Here is a 14626-nt window from a genome sequence, read left to right as displayed (position 1 = left end):
CGCGCCACCCGACCATCTCCGCCGTAAAATCGGGGCGAGATGGATTCGAGCCGCGAGGGCGCTCTGGTTGATGCGTTCGTGAATCTGGCCGACACGCTCGTCGAGGAGTACGACGTCGTCGACCTCCTCAGCACGCTCTCGCAGCAGAGCCGCGACCTCTTCGCGGCGACGGATGCCGGCATCCTGCTCACCGGTGGCGGCGGTCGCCTGGAAGTGCTGGCGGCGTCCAGCGAACGCAGCCACCTCATCAGCCTCATGCAGCTGGCCGCCGACGAGGGCCCGTGCGTCGAGGCCTACCACTCCGGCGAGATCATTTCGGTGCACGGCTGGGCGGCGATCTACGCGCGCTGGCCGCGGTTCGCCGACTCCGTCCGCCGGCTGGGCTACGAGTCGGTGCTCGCGGTGCCGATGCGGCTGCGCGACGACCGCCTCGGGTCGCTCAACCTCTTCTTCGACCGCGACGCGACGATCTCGATCGAGGACCGCAAAGCGGTGCAGGGGCTCGCCGACGTCGCCACGATCAGCATCCTGCACGAGCAGTCGCTCAAGGAGCAGACCACCGCGCGCGATCAGCTGCAGCGCGCGCTCGACAGTCGCGTCGTCATCGAGCAGGCGAAGGGGGTCATCGCCACCTCCGAGAACGTCGACATGGACGAGGCGTTCCGCCGGCTGCGCGCGCGTGCCCGCGACGGCCGCGCACGCATGTCGGAGGTCGCCCGCGAGCTGATCGCCCGCTCGACGGGGGACGCCGAACGATCCGCGGGGCCGGGCGACCCCTCGTTCTGACCCGCCGGCGATCATCGGGCGGGTGGTGACGGCGTCGACGGTCCCCACGCCCCCTCCGGGCGCCGTCCCCGCTGCCCCTCCACTCGCCGTTGGCGCGTCGAGCGGAGCCTCCGGCGGTGGGGACCCGGACGGGTCGCCCGGAGCCTCCGGGCGCGTGGGCCCAGCCTCGGCTCAGAGCACCTCGTGAGCCAGCGCCGACGGCGTGCCGAAACGGTGCGCCGTGATGCTCACGGCCTGCTCGTGCAGGAACGGCAGCAGCTCGATGCGGCCGGAGCGCGTGACAGGACCGTCGAACACCGCGATGTCGGGTCGCCCGTTCGCCGCACGGTCGAGGACGGCGGCGGGGGCGCCGAGCAGCCGCACGCGCGGACGCGGCTGTGACGCGAGTCGGGTGTGGGCCGCGCGGGCGTCCTCGACGATGACGTCCACTCCGCGATCGTGGAGGGCCTCGGCGATCGCGCGCGGCAGTTCCTCGGCGACCGAGACGCGCACCGGTCCGCCGGCGCGCACCGCGGCGGCGGCGACGCGCACGATCTGAACGAGCGGGGTTCCCACCTCGGCACGGATGTCGACCTCGGCGGGGAGGTAGCGGAAGACGTTCCGCTCGCACGCCAGGCCAGTACGGTCGCGCAGCACGCCGAACTCCTCGACCCACGCCGCGGCGTCGGATGCCTCGGCCTGGGCGAGCCACGCGCGCTCGCCCGCGTCGAGTACGGAGCCGGCCGCCGCGACCAACCCCGCCGCGGGCGAGTCGGCGCTCGATGGCACGGCAGCGCCTGGAGGGGTCGTGGGGACCGTCGTCGTCTCATCGTCGGTCCAGCGGCCGAGGCCGACGAGATAGTTCGGGCCGCCGGCCTTGAATCCCGCACCGACGACGGATTTCTTCCAACCGCCGAACGGCTGCCGCTGCACGATGGCGCCGGTGATGCCGCGGTTGACGTAGAGGTTGCCGGCCTGGACGGTCGCGAGCCACTGCCGGATCTCGGCGGCGTCGAGCGAGTGCAGGCCCGCGGTCAGGCCGTAGTCGACCTGGTTCTGGATCGCGATGGCCTCGTCGAGGGTCTCGGCCGTCATGATCCCGAGGATCGGGCCGAAGTACTCGGTCAGGTGGTACTCCGAGCCACGCCGCACGCCGTCGCGCACGCCGGGGGCCCACAGGCGGTCGTCGCCGGGCAGCGGCTTCGGCTCGACGAGCCACGACTCGCCGTCGCCGAGTGAGGTGAGGGCCTCGGCGAGCTTGCCGGTGGGCGGTGCGATCACGGGTCCGACCTGCGCGGTCGGGTCCGTCGGGAGTGCGACGTGGAGCGAGCGCACCGCGTCGACGAGCTGTGCGCGGAATCGCCGCGAGCGCGCGACCGATCCGACGAGGATGACGACGGATGCCGCGGAGCACTTCTGCCCGGCATGCCCGAACGCGCTCGACACGACGTCCTTGACGGCGAGGTCGAGGTCGGCGCTGGGCGTCACGACGATCGCGTTCTTGCCGCTCGTCTCGCCGAGGAGGCGCAGGTCCTGGCGGAAGCCGCGGAACAGCTCGGCGGTCTCGTAGCCGCCGGTGAGGATCACCTGGTCCACGGCCGGCGAGGCGACGAGCCGCTCGCCGAGCGACGGGTCGGCGAGCTGTACGAGCTGCAGCACGTCCCTCGGCACGCCGGCCTCCCACAGCGCCTCGACCATGACCGAGCCGCTGCGACGCGTCTGCCGGGCGGGCTTGATGACGACCGCCGAGCCCGATGCGAGCGCCGCGAGCGTCGAGCCGGCAGGGATCGCGACGGGGAAGTTCCACGGCGGCGTCACGAGCGTGAGGTCGGCGGGCGTGAACCGGGCACCCTCGATGCGCTCGAGATCGAGCCCGCGCTCGGCGTAGTAATGCGCGAAGTCCACCGCCTCCGACACCTCGGGATCGCCCTGGTCGAGCGTCTTGCCGGCCTCGGACGCCATCACCTCGAGCAGGTCCGCGCGGCGCGCCTCGAGCACGTCGCCGGCGCGGTGCAGGATGCGGGCGCGCTCGGCGGCGCCAAGCGCCTGCCAGCCGGCGGCGGCCGCGCGGCCGCGGCTCAGCGTCGCGTCGACGGCTGCGGCTGGGTCCACGCGCCCGGAGGCTCCGGGCGACGCGCCAGCGGCGCCTGGAGGGGGCGTGGGGACCGTCAGCACCGCGCCGTCGGCGGTGTCGATGCCGAGTCGCGAGGCCGGGACGCGAGACAGGACGCCGCGGCCCCAGGCCCGATTCGCGGCCACCGCCGGATCGGTGTCGGGCGTGTTCGCGAATCCGGTCGAGGCACCCGGGGCCGGAGGGGCGCTGCGGTCCTGCACGCGGTTCGGACCGGGCACCGTGGCGTCGACCTCGCGCAGCGACGCCAGGAACCGCTCGGTCTCGCGCCGCAGCATCGCGGGACTCGAGTCGAGCTCGAACAGCGCCGACATGAAGTTGTCGCTCGACGCGCCCTCTTCGAGGCGGCGGATGAGATACGCGATCGCGACGTCGAACTCGCGTGGATGCACGACCGGCGTGTACAGCAGGAGCCCGCCGACCTCGCGGCGCACGACCTCCGCGAGGCTCTCGGCCATGCCGAGCAGCATCTCGTACTCGACGCCGTCGGCGACCCCGCGCTCGGTCGCGAGCAGCCACGAGTGCGCGATGTCGAAGAGGTTGTGCCCCGCGATGCCGAGCCGCACGTTGGCGATGCGTTCGGGCGTGAGCGCCCAGTCGAGGATGCGCTTGTAGTGCGTGTCGCTCTGCTGCTTGGTGCTCCACGTGGCCAGCGGCCAGCCGTGGACCTCGGCATCCACCCGCTCCATCGAGAGGTTCGCGCCCTTCACGAGGCGCACCTTGATACCCGCGCCGCCGCGCGCGCGACGTGCGGCCGACCACTCCTGCAGGCGCATCATCGCGGCGAACGCGTCGGGGAGGTACGCCTGCAGCACGATGCCCGCCTCGAGCTCGACGAACTCCGGCTCGTCGAGCAGGCGCGTGAACACCGCCATCGTGAGGTCGAGGTCGCGGTACTCCTCCATGTCGAGGTTGATGAACTTCGGTGTGGGCGACGCCGCCGCGAGCCGGTAGAGCGGGCGGAGGCGCTCGACGATGACGTCCACGGCCTCGTCGAAGCCCCACGCGGAATGCGGACCGACGATCGACGACACCTTGATCGACACGTAGTCGATGTCGGCGCGCGCCAGCAGTCTCATCGTGCCGTCGAGGCGCCGCTGCGCCTCGGCCGCGCCGAGCACTGCCTCACCGAGCAGGTTCACGTTCAGGCGCACGCCGTCGCGCGTGAGCGCGCGGATCGTCCTATCGAGCTTCTCGTCCCGCGCGTCGGCGATCAGGTGCCCGACCATGCGGCGGAGCACGCTGCGTGCGATCGGCACGACGATGCCGGGGGCCAGCGGTGCGACGGCGCCGCCCAGACGCACGGCGCCACGCAGCGGCGCGGGGAGGAATCCGGGGACCAGAGGTGCGACGCGCGCCAGCGCGCGGGCCGCGACGCGAGTGTCTTCGGGACGCACCACGCCGTCGACGAACCCCGTCGTGAACTCCAGGCCCTTCGGGTCGCTCAGCACTCCGGCGAGCCGCTGGGCCGCGACGCTCGCGGGGATCGCGGATGCCTCGGCCAGCCATCGATCGACGAGCGCGGTGGTCTCGGCGGCGAGGTGCGGGGTGGCGCCCGACGCGGCGGTGCTGTCGGGAAGGACGGGAGTGGTCACGGGTGCTCCAGGAGATGTGCGGTGGATCTCAGTGTGAGCGCGGCATCCGTGAAAGAAAAGCGATGGTTCCTTCCGTATTCTCTTCAGTATCGCTTCACTGTCTAAGGAGCCTGCGCCGATGCTCGATCTGAAGAAGCTCCGGCTGCTGCGGGAGCTGCAGCTGCGCGGCACGATCGCCGCGGTCGCCGAGGCGGCGGCGTACAGTCCGTCGGCGATCTCGCAGCACCTCGCGCAGCTCGAGCGCGAAGCCGGCGTCGAGCTGCTGCAGAAGTCGGGCCGCGGACTGCGGCTCACGCCGGCGGCCGAGCGGCTCGTCGCCCGAACGGCCGAGCTGCTCGACATCATGGAGCGGGCGGAGTCGGAGCTGCGCACGTCGGGCGAGGACGTCGTGGGCACGGTCCGCGCGGCGGTGTTCCAGTCCGCGATGCTCGCCCTCATGCCGGCGGCCCTCGAGGCCATGCGTCAGGTCGCGCCCGACGTCCGCGTCGAGCTCGTGCAGCGCGAACCCGAGACCGCGCTGCACGAGACCTGGATGCGCGACTTCGACCTCGTCGTGGCGGAGCACTACCCCGCCCACGCCGCGCCGCATCATCCGGGACTCGACCGGCAGTCGCTCATGACCGACGCGATCCGCCTCGCGGTCCCGGTGCGCGAGCATGCGGCGGTGGCCTCCGTCGCTGCGGTGCGCGACCTGCCCTGGGTCATGGAACCGCGCGGCGCGGCATCACGCCACTTCGCCGAGCAGCAGTGCCGCGTCGCCGGCTTCGAACCCGACGTCCGGTACGAGACCGCCGATCTCCAGGCGCACGTGCGGCTCGTCGCGACGGGCAATGCCGTCGCGTTCCTCCCCGACCTCATCTGGTCGGGCGTCGACGCGAACGGGTGCCGGCTCGTGGAGCTGCCCGGAACGCCCAGACGCACGGTGTTCACGTCGGCGCGCAGCGCCGGCGGCGAGTTCCCGGCGGTCGCGGTGTTCCGCGACGTGCTCGCGCAGGTCGCCGCCGATCTCAGCTCGGACTGAGCCGCCCTGCCCCTCCGCGATCCTGGGCGGATTCAGAGCCCTTCGGCGACGCGCAACGCGATGTCGGTGCGGTGCTGCCCGCCGGCGAGCCCGATCTCGCCGATCGCGCGATAGGCGCGGTCGCGTGCCTCGACGAACGTCGTGCCGACGCCGACCACGTTCAGCACACGGCCACCGGTCGCGACGAGCCCGGCGTCGGACTCGGCCGTCGCCGCGTGCGCGAGGTGCACGCCCTCGACCGCCTCCGCCTCCCGAAGTCCGGTGAGAGGCCGGCCGGTCACCGGGGCGCCCGGATACCCTTCGCTCGCGAGCACGACCGTCACCGCGACGGCGTCGGCGAACGCGGGGCGCGCGTGATCCTCGAGATGACCGGATGCCGCGGCCAGCAGCAGCTCCGACAGCGGGTCGACGAGCCGCGGCAGCACGACCTGGGTCTCGGGATCGCCGAAGCGGGCGTTGAACTCGATCACCTTTACGCCGGCCTCGGTGAGGATGAGGCCCGCGTAGAGCAGGCCGATGAAGGGGGCGCCCTCGGCATCCAGCTGACGGATGACGGGCTCGGCGATCTCGCGGGTCACGAGGTCGACGAACTCCTGCTCGCTGCCGAACCGTCCGTCGAGCCACGGCAGCGGCGAGTACGCGCCCATTCCGCCCGTGTTGGGACCCTCGTCGCCGTCGCGCAGGCGCTTGTAGTCCTGAGCCGGGCTGAGAGGCAGCACGTGGTCGCCGTCGCTCAGGAAGAAGAGCGAGACTTCCGGTCCGTCGAGGAACTCCTCGACGAGCACCGGTCCGAACGGCAGGTACGCGTCCGCGTGGTCGAGCGCCGCCGCGCGGTCGGCCGTCACGATCACGCCCTTGCCCGCGGCGAGTCCGTCGGCCTTGACGACGTGCGGAGCCCCGAGCTCGTCGAACGCCGCCTCGACCTCGGCCCGGCTCGACGCCCGGACCGCCCGGCCGGTCGGCACGCCCGCGGCATCCATGATCCGCTTCGCGAACGCCTTCGAGCCCTCGAGCTGCGCGGCCGCCTTGCCCGGCCCGAAGACCGGGATGCCGCGCTCGCGGACCGCGTCGGCGACGCCGGCGACCAGGGGAGCCTCGGGGCCGATGACGACGAGGTCGATGTGGTTCTCGTTGGCGAAGGCGGTGACAGCGGCCGGGTCGTTCGCGTCGAGCGCGACCAGCTGCGCGTCGTGAGCGATCCCCGCGTTTCCTGGAGCCGCGAAGATCTCGTGCTCGGCCTCCTCCGACCGCAGCGCGAGGATGATGGCGTGCTCGCGCGCGCCCGAGCCGAGGACCAGGATCTTCACCCCGCCAGCCTACCGAGCGGCCGCGAACGCCGACCGCGCCCGTAAATCAGGAGACACGCCGTGCCGGCCGCCGCCGACGGGCCGTCGCGGCCGTTCCTTCCTGTTTTCTCGACAGCCGCGGCGGGAGACGGGGTGTGAAAGCGCGGGGTCGATCGAGGCTCTCGCCTCGCGGGCTGCTGAAAGGCGCGGGTTGAGCCCCGCGCTTCGACGCGTAGCGTGGGAGCCATGCCCCGCAGGATCTCGACCGACGACGGCCGCACGGCCCTCGCCGCTGTCGCGGCGGCGGCCGAGGGATCCGTCGCCCCCGCCCGCGCCGACCACGCGACCGCCGTGCGCTACCTGCTACAGCTGCTGGCCGAGAAGGCGCCGGGCAACTCGGTCGAGGTGCGGGTGCCGCCGTTCGGCGCGGTGCAGGTCGTCGAGGGGCCGCGGCACACGCGCGGCACGCCCCCGAACGTGGTCGAGACCGATCCTGCGACGTGGATTGCTCTCGCGACGGGTGCCGAGCAGTGGGCGGATGCCGCGGCCGCCGGCCGCATCAGCGCCTCGGGCACGCGCGCCGACATCTCGCACCTGCTTCCGCTGCGACCCTGACCCGGGGGCGCGGCGCCCAGAGGAAGCACCGGTGTGCGGCGGCACGCGCGGTGCGACAATGGACGCATGCCCGAGCACAGCCAGGACCACATCGAGACCGTCCGCGTGCGGCGGGCGCCGAAGATCTCGGTCTTCCTCATCACCGGCGCCCTGCTCGGCGCGCTGGTGGCGCTGATCCTCACGTTCGTCTTCAACGGCACCTCCGAGGTCAGCCCGAACACCGGCGTCGAGTACTCGCAGGGGCAGGTCTTCGGATTCCTCGTGCTCGTCTGCGCGCCGATCGGCATCGCGCTCGCGGGCATCCTGGCGCTCATCCTCGACCGGCGTTCGCAGCGCCGCTCGCACGACGTCGCGGTCGATCACGCTTCCGTCCACGTCGACCCCGAGCCCGGCACGAACGGCCACGGCCCGGGCCACTGACGCCGGTCAGGCCAGCTCGGCGATGATCGGGTGGATCGCGGCGTCGAACGCCGCGACGTCCCCCCGCAGTCCGTCGGTGACGGCGATCGTGAGCGACCCGATCCACCACACGCCGCGCTGCGACAGCGGCAGCACCTGCACGTTCAGCTCGAACGAGTGGGCGCGGCGCCCCACCTGCCGCTCGTACTCGGCGATGGCGCTCGCGTAGGCGCGGTAGGCCGTGCCGGTGCCGTGCGAGGCGTCGCGGCGGTAGCGCGCGTTCGCCGACTGCGAGAACGCCAGGGCCTCGGTCGCGTGCGGGATCACCGCCGCCCTCAGCTCGTCCGCGCCCTCCGCCGGCAGTGCGAGCAGCGTCTCGAAGCCGTCGACGAGGTCGAGCGGAACCGGCGAAGGATGCGCCTGCGGTTCGACCGTCATCGCCCAGTACTCGCGCCACTGGCGCTCGAGGAGAGCCTGCGCCTCTTCGCCGCGATCGTTCGCGCGCGGCGGGATGCCACGCAGATGCGGCAGCTCTTCGGGCGAGCGGATGCCGAGGACCTGGCGCAGATAGAGGGCAAGAAGCACCGGCTGACCGGCGTCTTCGCGGATCAGCCACTCCGGAGCGGCGGCGCTGCCCATGCCGCCCATTCTAGGTCCGGCCGCGTCGGGCCGACCCGGCGCCGCGGCATCCGTCACCCGGCGTCCGGGCCGGTACGCCGCCGGTAGGCTGGTAGCCGTGGCCTCCTCCGATCGCGATGCCCCCGCCCAGCCTGTGAACCCGTACACGGCCGCCGGCGTCGACACGGCCGCCGGTGATCTCGCCGTCGAGCTGATGAAGTCCGCCGTGCGCCGCACGCACGGGCCGGAGGTGCTCGGCGGGGTCGGCGGGTTCGCGGGGCTCTTCGACGCGACGGCCTTCAAGGCGTACGAGCGGCCGCTGCTCGCCACCAGCACCGACGGCGTCGGCACCAAGGTCGCGATCGCACAGGCGATCGACAAGCACGACACCATCGGCCAGGATCTCGTCGGCATGGTCGTCGACGACATCGTCGTGGTCGGCGCGAAGCCGCTGTTCATGACCGACTACATCGCATGCGGCAAGGTCTTCCCCGAGCGGATCGCCGACATCGTCCGCGGCATCGCCGCCGGCTGTGCCGAGACCGGCACCGCCCTCGTGGGCGGCGAGACGGCCGAGCACCCCGGGCTCCTCGGGATCAACGACTACGACGTCGCGGGCGCCGCGACCGGCATCGTCGAAGCCTCGCGCATCCTCGGCGCCGAGCGGGTCCGCGACGGCGACGTCGTGCTCGCGCTCGCGAGCTCGGGCCTGCACTCGAACGGCTACTCGCTGGTGCGGCACATCGTCGCCGGCGCCGGCATCCAGTACGGCGACAACGCCGCCGACTTCGGCACGACGTGGGGGGAGGCCCTGCTCGAGCCGACGCGCCTCTACACTCAGCCGCTGCTGCGGCTGATCGCCGAGACGGATGCCGCAGTCCACTCCCTCAGCCATGTCACCGGCGGCGGCATCGCAGCCAACCTCGCGCGGGTGCTTCCCCAGGACACGTGGGTCGAGGTGGACCGGTCGACGTGGTCGCCGCCGGCCGTGTTCCGCGTGCTCGCCGAGCTCGGCGGACTCGACCTGGAGCAGACTGAAGGCACGTGGAACCTCGGCATCGGGTTCCTCGCCGTGGTGGCGGCCGACAAGGCGGAGGCCGCGGCATCCGCCCTCGCCGGCGCCGGCATCGCGACCTGGCAGGTCGGAATCGTGCACAGCGGTGATCGCCCTGGCGGCGAGCACTGGGAGCAGGGCGCCAAGGGCGTCGACGGCGGCGCGGTTCGTCTCGTCGGCGCATATGCAGATCACGCGGCTCGCTGAGCTGCGAACCCGAACAACGACACGGAGCGAGCAACACCCATGTGCGGAATCGTCGGGATGGTGGGGCGCGGCCCCGTCAACCAGGAGATCTACGACTCCCTCCTGCTGCTCCAGCACCGGGGCCAGGACTCGACCGGCATCTCGACCGCAGAGCGCAGCGGCACCGTGCACATGCACAAGGCGCGCGGGCAGGTGCGCGAGGCGTTCCGCACGCGCGACATGCGGGCGCTGCTCGGTGAGATCGGGCTCGGCCATGTGCGCTACGCGACCAAGGGCACCGCGACCAACGAGGAGGAGGCGCAGCCGTTCTATGTGAACGCGCCCTACGGCATCGTCCTCGTGCACAACGGCAACCTCACCAACACCCGCGAGCTCACCGCCGAGCTCTTCCACAAGGACCGCCGCCACCTCAACACGTCCTCCGACACCGAGCTGCTGGTCAACGTGCTCGCCAACGAGCTGCAGGCCTCGATCTCGGGCCTCGAGCTCGACCCCGAGCAGGTGTTCCAGGCGGTGACCCGCGTGCACGAGCGCGTCGAGGGCTCGTACGCCGCGATCGCCCTGATCGCGGGCTACGGACTCCTCGCGTTCCGCGACCCCTTCGGCATCCGTCCCCTCATCCTCGGCACGCGCAAGCACGACGACGGCCACTACGAGTGGGTCGTCACGAGCGAGTCGCTCGTGCTCGAGAACGGCGAGTTCGAGATCGTGCGCGACGTCGACCCCGGCGAGGCCGTGTTCATCGACCTCGAGGGCAACCTCCACACCAAGCAGTGCGCCGAGAACCCGCAGCTCGTGCCGTGCTCGTTCGAGTACGTCTACCTCGCCCGGCCCGACTCGGTGATGAACGGCATCGCCGTGTACGAGGCGCGCCTGCGCATGGGCGAGCGCCTCGCCGACACGATCGCCAAGCACACGCCGCGCGAGGCGATCGACGTCGTCATGCCGATCCCCGACTCGTCGCGCCCGGCTGCGATGCAGGTGGCCCGCAAGCTCGGCGTCGAGTACCGCGAGGGCTTCTACAAGAACCGCTACGTCGGCCGCACGTTCATCATGCCGGGCCAGGCGGTGCGCAAGAAGAGCGTGCGCCAGAAGCTCAACGCGATGTCGAGCGAGTTCAAGGGCAAGAACGTTCTCCTCATCGACGACTCGATCGTGCGCGGCACGACATCGAAGGAGATCATCCAGATGGCGAGGGATGCCGGCGCCAAGACCGTGACCTTCGCCTCGGCCGCGCCGCCCGTGCGCTACCCGCACGTGTACGGCATCAACATGCCGTCGCGTCACGAGCTCGTGGCGCACGGCCGCACGATCCCCGAGATCGCGGAGGAGCTGGGCGCCGACTTCGTGGTGTACCAGGAGGTCGCAGACCTCAAGGCCGCGATCCTCGAGGGATCCGACGTCGAGGACCTCGACATGAGCTGCTTCGACGGCCGCTACATCACCGGCACCGTGACCGACGAGTACCTCGCCTGGGTCGAGGGCTCGCAGGAGAGCTGACCCGCCTCGCCATCCCGGGCCCCCAGCATCCCGGGCCCCCGGCATCCCCTGGCTGTTCGGGGGTCACGACACGCGGGGTCGTGTCGGGGATTCCGCGTGTTGCGCCACCTGAATCGGCGCGACGTCGGGCGCCGGCATCCGTTCCCGCCGTAGGCTTGTACGAGTGACCTCGACTCCTGCCCGCCCGCTCTGGCAGGGTCGTACCCTCGCGCTCGTGGGCATCGTGCTGTTCGCGTTCTCGCTGCGATCGGCGGTCGCGTCGCTGTCGCCGCTGTTCGACCACATCGCCGCGGACTTCGAGCTGCCGGCCGCGGTCATCGGCCTGATCGGCACGGCGCCGCCGGTGTGCTTCGCGGTGTTCGGCCTGCTGACGCCCGCGCTCGAACGCCGGTTCGGTCTGGAGCGGCTCGCCGTCGCGGCGGTGATCGTGGTCACCGTGGGGCTCGTCGCGCGCAGCCTCGCCCCGAACTCGGTCCTGCTGCTGGCCGGCACGGCGCTCATCTTCGCCGCGGTCGGCACGGGCAACATCCTGCTGCCGCCCCTGGTCAAGCGCTACTTCCCCGACCGCGTCGGGCTCATGACCACGGTGTTCTCGACGACCATGGCGGTCGCGACGTTCGTGCCGCCGCTCGTCGCGGTGCCGGTGGCGGATGCCTCGGACTGGCACCTCTCGCTCGGACTGTGGGCGGTCTTCGCGCTCGTCGCGATGGTTCCGTGGATCGGACTGGCGGTGCGCCGCGCGACGCTCGAGAAGCAGCGGAGCGAGGCCGACGCCGATATCGAGCGACCGAACCCGCGCGTGTTCGGCCGCATGTGGCGCATCCCTCTCGCGTGGGCGCTGCTCGTCGGCTTCGCGGTGTCGAGCACGGTCGCCTACACGTCGTTCGCGTGGATGCCGAAGATGCTCGTCGACATCGCGGACGTGACGCCTGCCGCCGCCGGCGCACTGCTGTCGCTGTTCGGCTTCATGGGCCTGCCCGCCTCGCTGGTCGTGCCGCTGCTGGTCACCCGGTGGAACGCGACCCGCGTGCTGTTCGGTGTCGCGGTCGCGACGGGCCTCGCCGGCATCACCGGGCTGCTGTTCGCGCCGACCGTCGCCCCGTGGCTGTGGGTCGTGCTGGTGGGACTCGCGCCGCTGCTGTTCCCGATGCTGCTCGTGCTGCTCGGCCTGCGCACCCGCACGCACGAGGGCGCGGTCGCACTCAGCGGGTTCGTGCAGAGCGGCGGGTACGCGATCGCCGCGCTCTTCCCGGTGGGCATCGGCCTGCTCCACGACGCGACGGGCTCGTGGACGGGTCCGCTGATCGTCCTCGCGTGCGTCATCGCGGCGGCCATTCCCGCGGGCGTGGTGGCCGCGCGCCCGCATACGGTCGAGCACGACTGGGAGCGCCGTCACGGCGCCTGGTGAGGCATCCGTCGCTCACAGGAACTTCGCGATATATCGTGTTAGCGTCGCGCGCATGACCACGTCCGACACCCTCGAGACCGCCGTCCGTGCCGACATCGCCGCCGGCGAGCGGCCCGATCGCCCGATTCGACGGATGCTGCGCCGAACGCGCGGGTGGATCGACACGCGTCCGCGACTGAACGCCGCCTACCGCACCGGAGTCGGCGTGGTGGGCGGGATCCTCGCGGTCGGCGGGCTGCTGCTCGTGCCGCTGCCAGGACCGGGGTGGCTCGTGGTGTTCGTCGGCCTGGCCGTGCTGGGCACGGAGTTCCGGTGGGCGGCGCGCGCAGCCGGATGGCTCAAGCGCATGCTCGATCGGTTCTGGACCTGGTGGCGCGCGCGTCGCGCACGCCGGGCGGCCGACGTCGAGGCAGCGCGTCGCGATCGTTCCGCGACGAGCGCCGGGTGAGGGTCAGGCTTGCGACGACGAGACGGCTGACGTCTCTTCTTCGTCCTCGTCGCTGTACTCGTCGGCCCACTTGTCGACGTATTCGTCGTTCGCCTGATGACCGAGCTCACGCTCGAGCGCCGCGTAGTTCACGCTGTACGTGTCGTACTTGAGTTCACGGGCGATCTTGGTGTGCTTCGCCTTCTGACGGCCACGCCCCATGCGAGACCCCCTCATATCTGAGTCGCGGGCTTTTTGCGGGCTCTCAGCCGCCGCAAACCCGGGCATTCACGAATCCGGCTTCGAACCGGTAAGAGTAGCATTCAGGATAACACGGGGCCCTGTACACCGGCGGCTCCGAGGCCGCCGAAGCCGGAGGAGCGGGGACATATGACCGACGAGGCATCCGAGACCGCGAGCGACGCGAGCGACAACGAGAAGCTGCATGGCGCGGTGATCGTCGGGGTGATTCCCGACCACCCGCCGCGCGTGCTCAAGGAGGCCGCTCGCTACGCGAGGCTCTTCCATGCGCCGCTGGTCGTGGTGCACGTGGATGTCACGCGCTTCGTCACCTACGAGGACCCCGACGGCTATGTGCACTCCGCTCCCATCGACATGAACATCGCGTCGGGCGAGAGCGATCTGGCGCAGGTTCAGGATGCCGCGGCCGCCGTCCTCGGCGACTCCGGGCTCGAATGGACCGTCCGCCAGCTCGTCGGCGACCCCGCGATGGCGATCAAGCACTTCGCCGACCAGGTCGACGCGAGGCTGCTCGTCGTCGGGACGCGCAAGCGCGGGATCGGCGAGTCGATCCGCGAGTTCTTCACGGGATCGGTCGGGGCGCGGCTGGCGCACCGCCAGCATCGTCCGATCCTGATCGTGCCGCTCGGCGAGCCGGTGCCGGACGACGAGGAGATCTGGCCCGCCTGAGCGGACGCAGCCGCCCGACGACCGGGCGAGCGGTCATCGGGCGGGGCGAGGCGGGGCGGTCAGCCGCGCAGGTGTCGCGTGACGTCGCGTGCGACGCGGTCGAGATCGGCGAGGAGCTCGTCGACGAAGGTCGCGGCGAGGTCGCCGCCGCGCGCGACGTGCGTGCGGAGGTCGCTGCGTACGCGGGCGCGGAACTCGTTCACTGCCGCGTCGGCGCGCTGCAGCTGCTCGCGTGCGAGCACGCGCGGGTCGTCGTCGCGAGGCTGGTGCGGGGCGGAGGCCCGCTCCGCCTGCGAGGCGGCGGCGAGGTCGGCGCGGAGGCTCTTCATGGCCTCGCGTACGCTGCCGCGCACCTCATCGGCGATCAGCCGCACCGAGTCGGCGAGGCCGGCTTCGATGCCCTCGAGCTCTCCGGCCCTGGCCTGGACTTCGGCGTGCCCCGCGTCCGTGATCGCGTAGACCGTCTTGCGGCCCTCGACGGTCTTGGTCACCAGGCCTTCCTCTTCGAGCTTCGCGAGCCGTGGGTAGATGGTGCCGGCGCTCGGGGTGTAGGTGCCACCGGTGCGATCCGACAGGGCTTGCATGATGTCGTAGCCGTGGCGCGGTCCTTCATCGAGCAGGTTCAGCAGGTACAGGCGGAGGTCGCCGTGTGAGAAGACGGGGGTCATAG

The 14626-nt window shown here is 71.8% G+C and carries 14 protein-coding genes; 9 read left to right on the top strand and 5 right to left on the bottom strand.

Features of this window, described 5'->3' with window-relative positions; genetic code table 11:
- Nucleotides 1-39 precede the first annotated feature (39 nt).
- A complete protein-coding gene (locus tag AC3ANN_RS17485) occupies nt 40-786 on the top strand; it encodes a GAF and ANTAR domain-containing protein (protein WP_488338653.1) in 747 nt (248 codons plus the stop codon).
- 171 nt (nt 787-957) lie between these two features.
- Here the strand turns inward: AC3ANN_RS17485 and AC3ANN_RS17480 are convergent, their stop codons facing one another.
- Nucleotides 958-4491, bottom strand: a complete 3534-nt coding sequence (locus AC3ANN_RS17480) for a bifunctional proline dehydrogenase/L-glutamate gamma-semialdehyde dehydrogenase (protein ID WP_488338652.1) — start codon at nt 4489-4491, stop codon at nt 958-960.
- A gap of 118 nt (nt 4492-4609) precedes the next feature.
- Between AC3ANN_RS17480 and AC3ANN_RS17475 the strand changes: the two genes are divergently transcribed.
- Nucleotides 4610-5512 (top strand): LysR family transcriptional regulator, encoded by a 903-nt coding sequence (locus tag AC3ANN_RS17475; protein ID WP_488338651.1) that lies wholly within the window; start codon nt 4610-4612, stop codon nt 5510-5512.
- A 32-nt stretch (nt 5513-5544) separates the two neighbouring features.
- On the opposite strand, the gene purD is transcribed toward AC3ANN_RS17475, so the two are convergent.
- The gene (purD, locus tag AC3ANN_RS17470; protein WP_488338650.1) at nt 5545-6819 is read right to left on the bottom strand and encodes a phosphoribosylamine--glycine ligase; all 1275 of its coding nucleotides are present in this window, start codon (nt 6817-6819) and stop codon (nt 5545-5547) included.
- Nucleotides 6820-7044: 225 nt separating this feature from the next.
- On the opposite strand from purD, the gene AC3ANN_RS17465 reads away from it, so the two are divergent.
- Nucleotides 7045-7413: a sterol carrier family protein gene (locus AC3ANN_RS17465; RefSeq protein ID WP_488338649.1), complete on the top strand. Its 369-nt coding sequence runs from the start codon at nt 7045-7047 to the stop codon at nt 7411-7413.
- Nucleotides 7414-7479: 66 nt separating this feature from the next.
- Nucleotides 7480-7833: a potassium transporter Trk gene (locus tag AC3ANN_RS17460; protein WP_488338648.1), complete on the top strand. Its 354-nt coding sequence runs from the start codon at nt 7480-7482 to the stop codon at nt 7831-7833.
- Nucleotides 7834-7839: 6 nt separating this feature from the next.
- On the opposite strand, the gene AC3ANN_RS17455 is transcribed toward AC3ANN_RS17460, so the two are convergent.
- Complete coding sequence (locus tag AC3ANN_RS17455) at nt 7840-8451, bottom strand: zinc-binding alcohol dehydrogenase (protein ID WP_488338647.1); 612 nt, start codon at nt 8449-8451, stop codon at nt 7840-7842.
- Between the two features lie 97 nt (nt 8452-8548).
- On the opposite strand from AC3ANN_RS17455, the gene purM reads away from it, so the two are divergent.
- From purM to AC3ANN_RS17435, 4 genes are all read left to right on the top strand, one after another.
- Nucleotides 8549-9691: a phosphoribosylformylglycinamidine cyclo-ligase gene (gene purM, locus AC3ANN_RS17450; RefSeq protein WP_488338646.1), complete on the top strand. Its 1143-nt coding sequence runs from the start codon at nt 8549-8551 to the stop codon at nt 9689-9691.
- Between the two features lie 39 nt (nt 9692-9730).
- Nucleotides 9731-11191, top strand: coding sequence for an amidophosphoribosyltransferase (purF, locus tag AC3ANN_RS17445; RefSeq protein ID WP_488338645.1), 1461 nt, complete (start codon nt 9731-9733; stop codon nt 11189-11191).
- A gap of 163 nt (nt 11192-11354) precedes the next feature.
- Complete coding sequence (locus AC3ANN_RS17440; protein ID WP_488338644.1) at nt 11355-12599, top strand: MFS transporter; 1245 nt, start codon at nt 11355-11357, stop codon at nt 12597-12599.
- A gap of 52 nt (nt 12600-12651) precedes the next feature.
- Entirely contained in the window at nt 12652-13047 is a 396-nt protein-coding gene (locus AC3ANN_RS17435) for a TIGR02611 family protein (RefSeq protein WP_488338643.1), read from the top strand.
- 3 nt (nt 13048-13050) lie between these two features.
- Here AC3ANN_RS17435 and AC3ANN_RS17430 read toward each other — a convergent pair whose 3' ends face one another.
- The gene (locus AC3ANN_RS17430) at nt 13051-13248 is read right to left on the bottom strand and encodes a DUF3073 family protein (protein WP_488338642.1); all 198 of its coding nucleotides are present in this window, start codon (nt 13246-13248) and stop codon (nt 13051-13053) included.
- A gap of 168 nt (nt 13249-13416) precedes the next feature.
- On the opposite strand from AC3ANN_RS17430, the gene AC3ANN_RS17425 reads away from it, so the two are divergent.
- A complete protein-coding gene (locus tag AC3ANN_RS17425; RefSeq protein ID WP_488338641.1) occupies nt 13417-13956 on the top strand; it encodes a universal stress protein in 540 nt (179 codons plus the stop codon).
- 59 nt (nt 13957-14015) lie between these two features.
- Here AC3ANN_RS17425 and AC3ANN_RS17420 read toward each other — a convergent pair whose 3' ends face one another.
- On the bottom strand, nt 14016-14624 hold the full coding sequence (locus AC3ANN_RS17420; RefSeq protein ID WP_488338640.1) for a PadR family transcriptional regulator: 609 nt from the start codon (nt 14622-14624) through the stop codon (nt 14016-14018).
- Nucleotides 14625-14626: the final 2 nt, after the last annotated feature.

The sequence above is a fragment of the Microbacterium sp. STRO-2N genome, assembly GCF_057747775.1.
The sequence above is the reverse complement of the archived record's forward strand: the minus strand, read 5'-3'. Positions and strand labels throughout refer to the sequence as shown.

What these genes read in the sequence shown, in the direction of transcription:
- AC3ANN_RS17485 (WP_488338653.1), top strand. Translation starts at nt 40, where the DNA reads ATGGATTCGAGCCGCGAGGGCGCTCTGGTTGATGCGTTCGTGAATCTG.
- AC3ANN_RS17475 (WP_488338651.1), top strand. Translation starts at nt 4,610, where the DNA reads ATGCTCGATCTGAAGAAGCTCCGGCTGCTGCGGGAGCTGCAGCTGCGC.
- AC3ANN_RS17465 (WP_488338649.1), top strand. Translation starts at nt 7,045, where the DNA reads ATGCCCCGCAGGATCTCGACCGACGACGGCCGCACGGCCCTCGCCGCT.
- AC3ANN_RS17460 (WP_488338648.1), top strand. Translation starts at nt 7,480, where the DNA reads ATGCCCGAGCACAGCCAGGACCACATCGAGACCGTCCGCGTGCGGCGG.
- AC3ANN_RS17455 (WP_488338647.1), bottom strand. Translation starts at nt 8,451, where the DNA reads ATGGGCAGCGCCGCCGCTCCGGAGTGGCTGATCCGCGAAGACGCCGGT.
- purF (WP_488338645.1), top strand. Translation starts at nt 9,731, where the DNA reads ATGTGCGGAATCGTCGGGATGGTGGGGCGCGGCCCCGTCAACCAGGAG.
- AC3ANN_RS17435 (WP_488338643.1), top strand. Translation starts at nt 12,652, where the DNA reads ATGACCACGTCCGACACCCTCGAGACCGCCGTCCGTGCCGACATCGCC.
- AC3ANN_RS17430 (WP_488338642.1), bottom strand. Translation starts at nt 13,248, where the DNA reads ATGGGGCGTGGCCGTCAGAAGGCGAAGCACACCAAGATCGCCCGTGAA.
- AC3ANN_RS17425 (WP_488338641.1), top strand. Translation starts at nt 13,417, where the DNA reads ATGACCGACGAGGCATCCGAGACCGCGAGCGACGCGAGCGACAACGAG.
- AC3ANN_RS17420 (WP_488338640.1), bottom strand. Translation starts at nt 14,624, where the DNA reads ATGACCCCCGTCTTCTCACACGGCGACCTCCGCCTGTACCTGCTGAAC.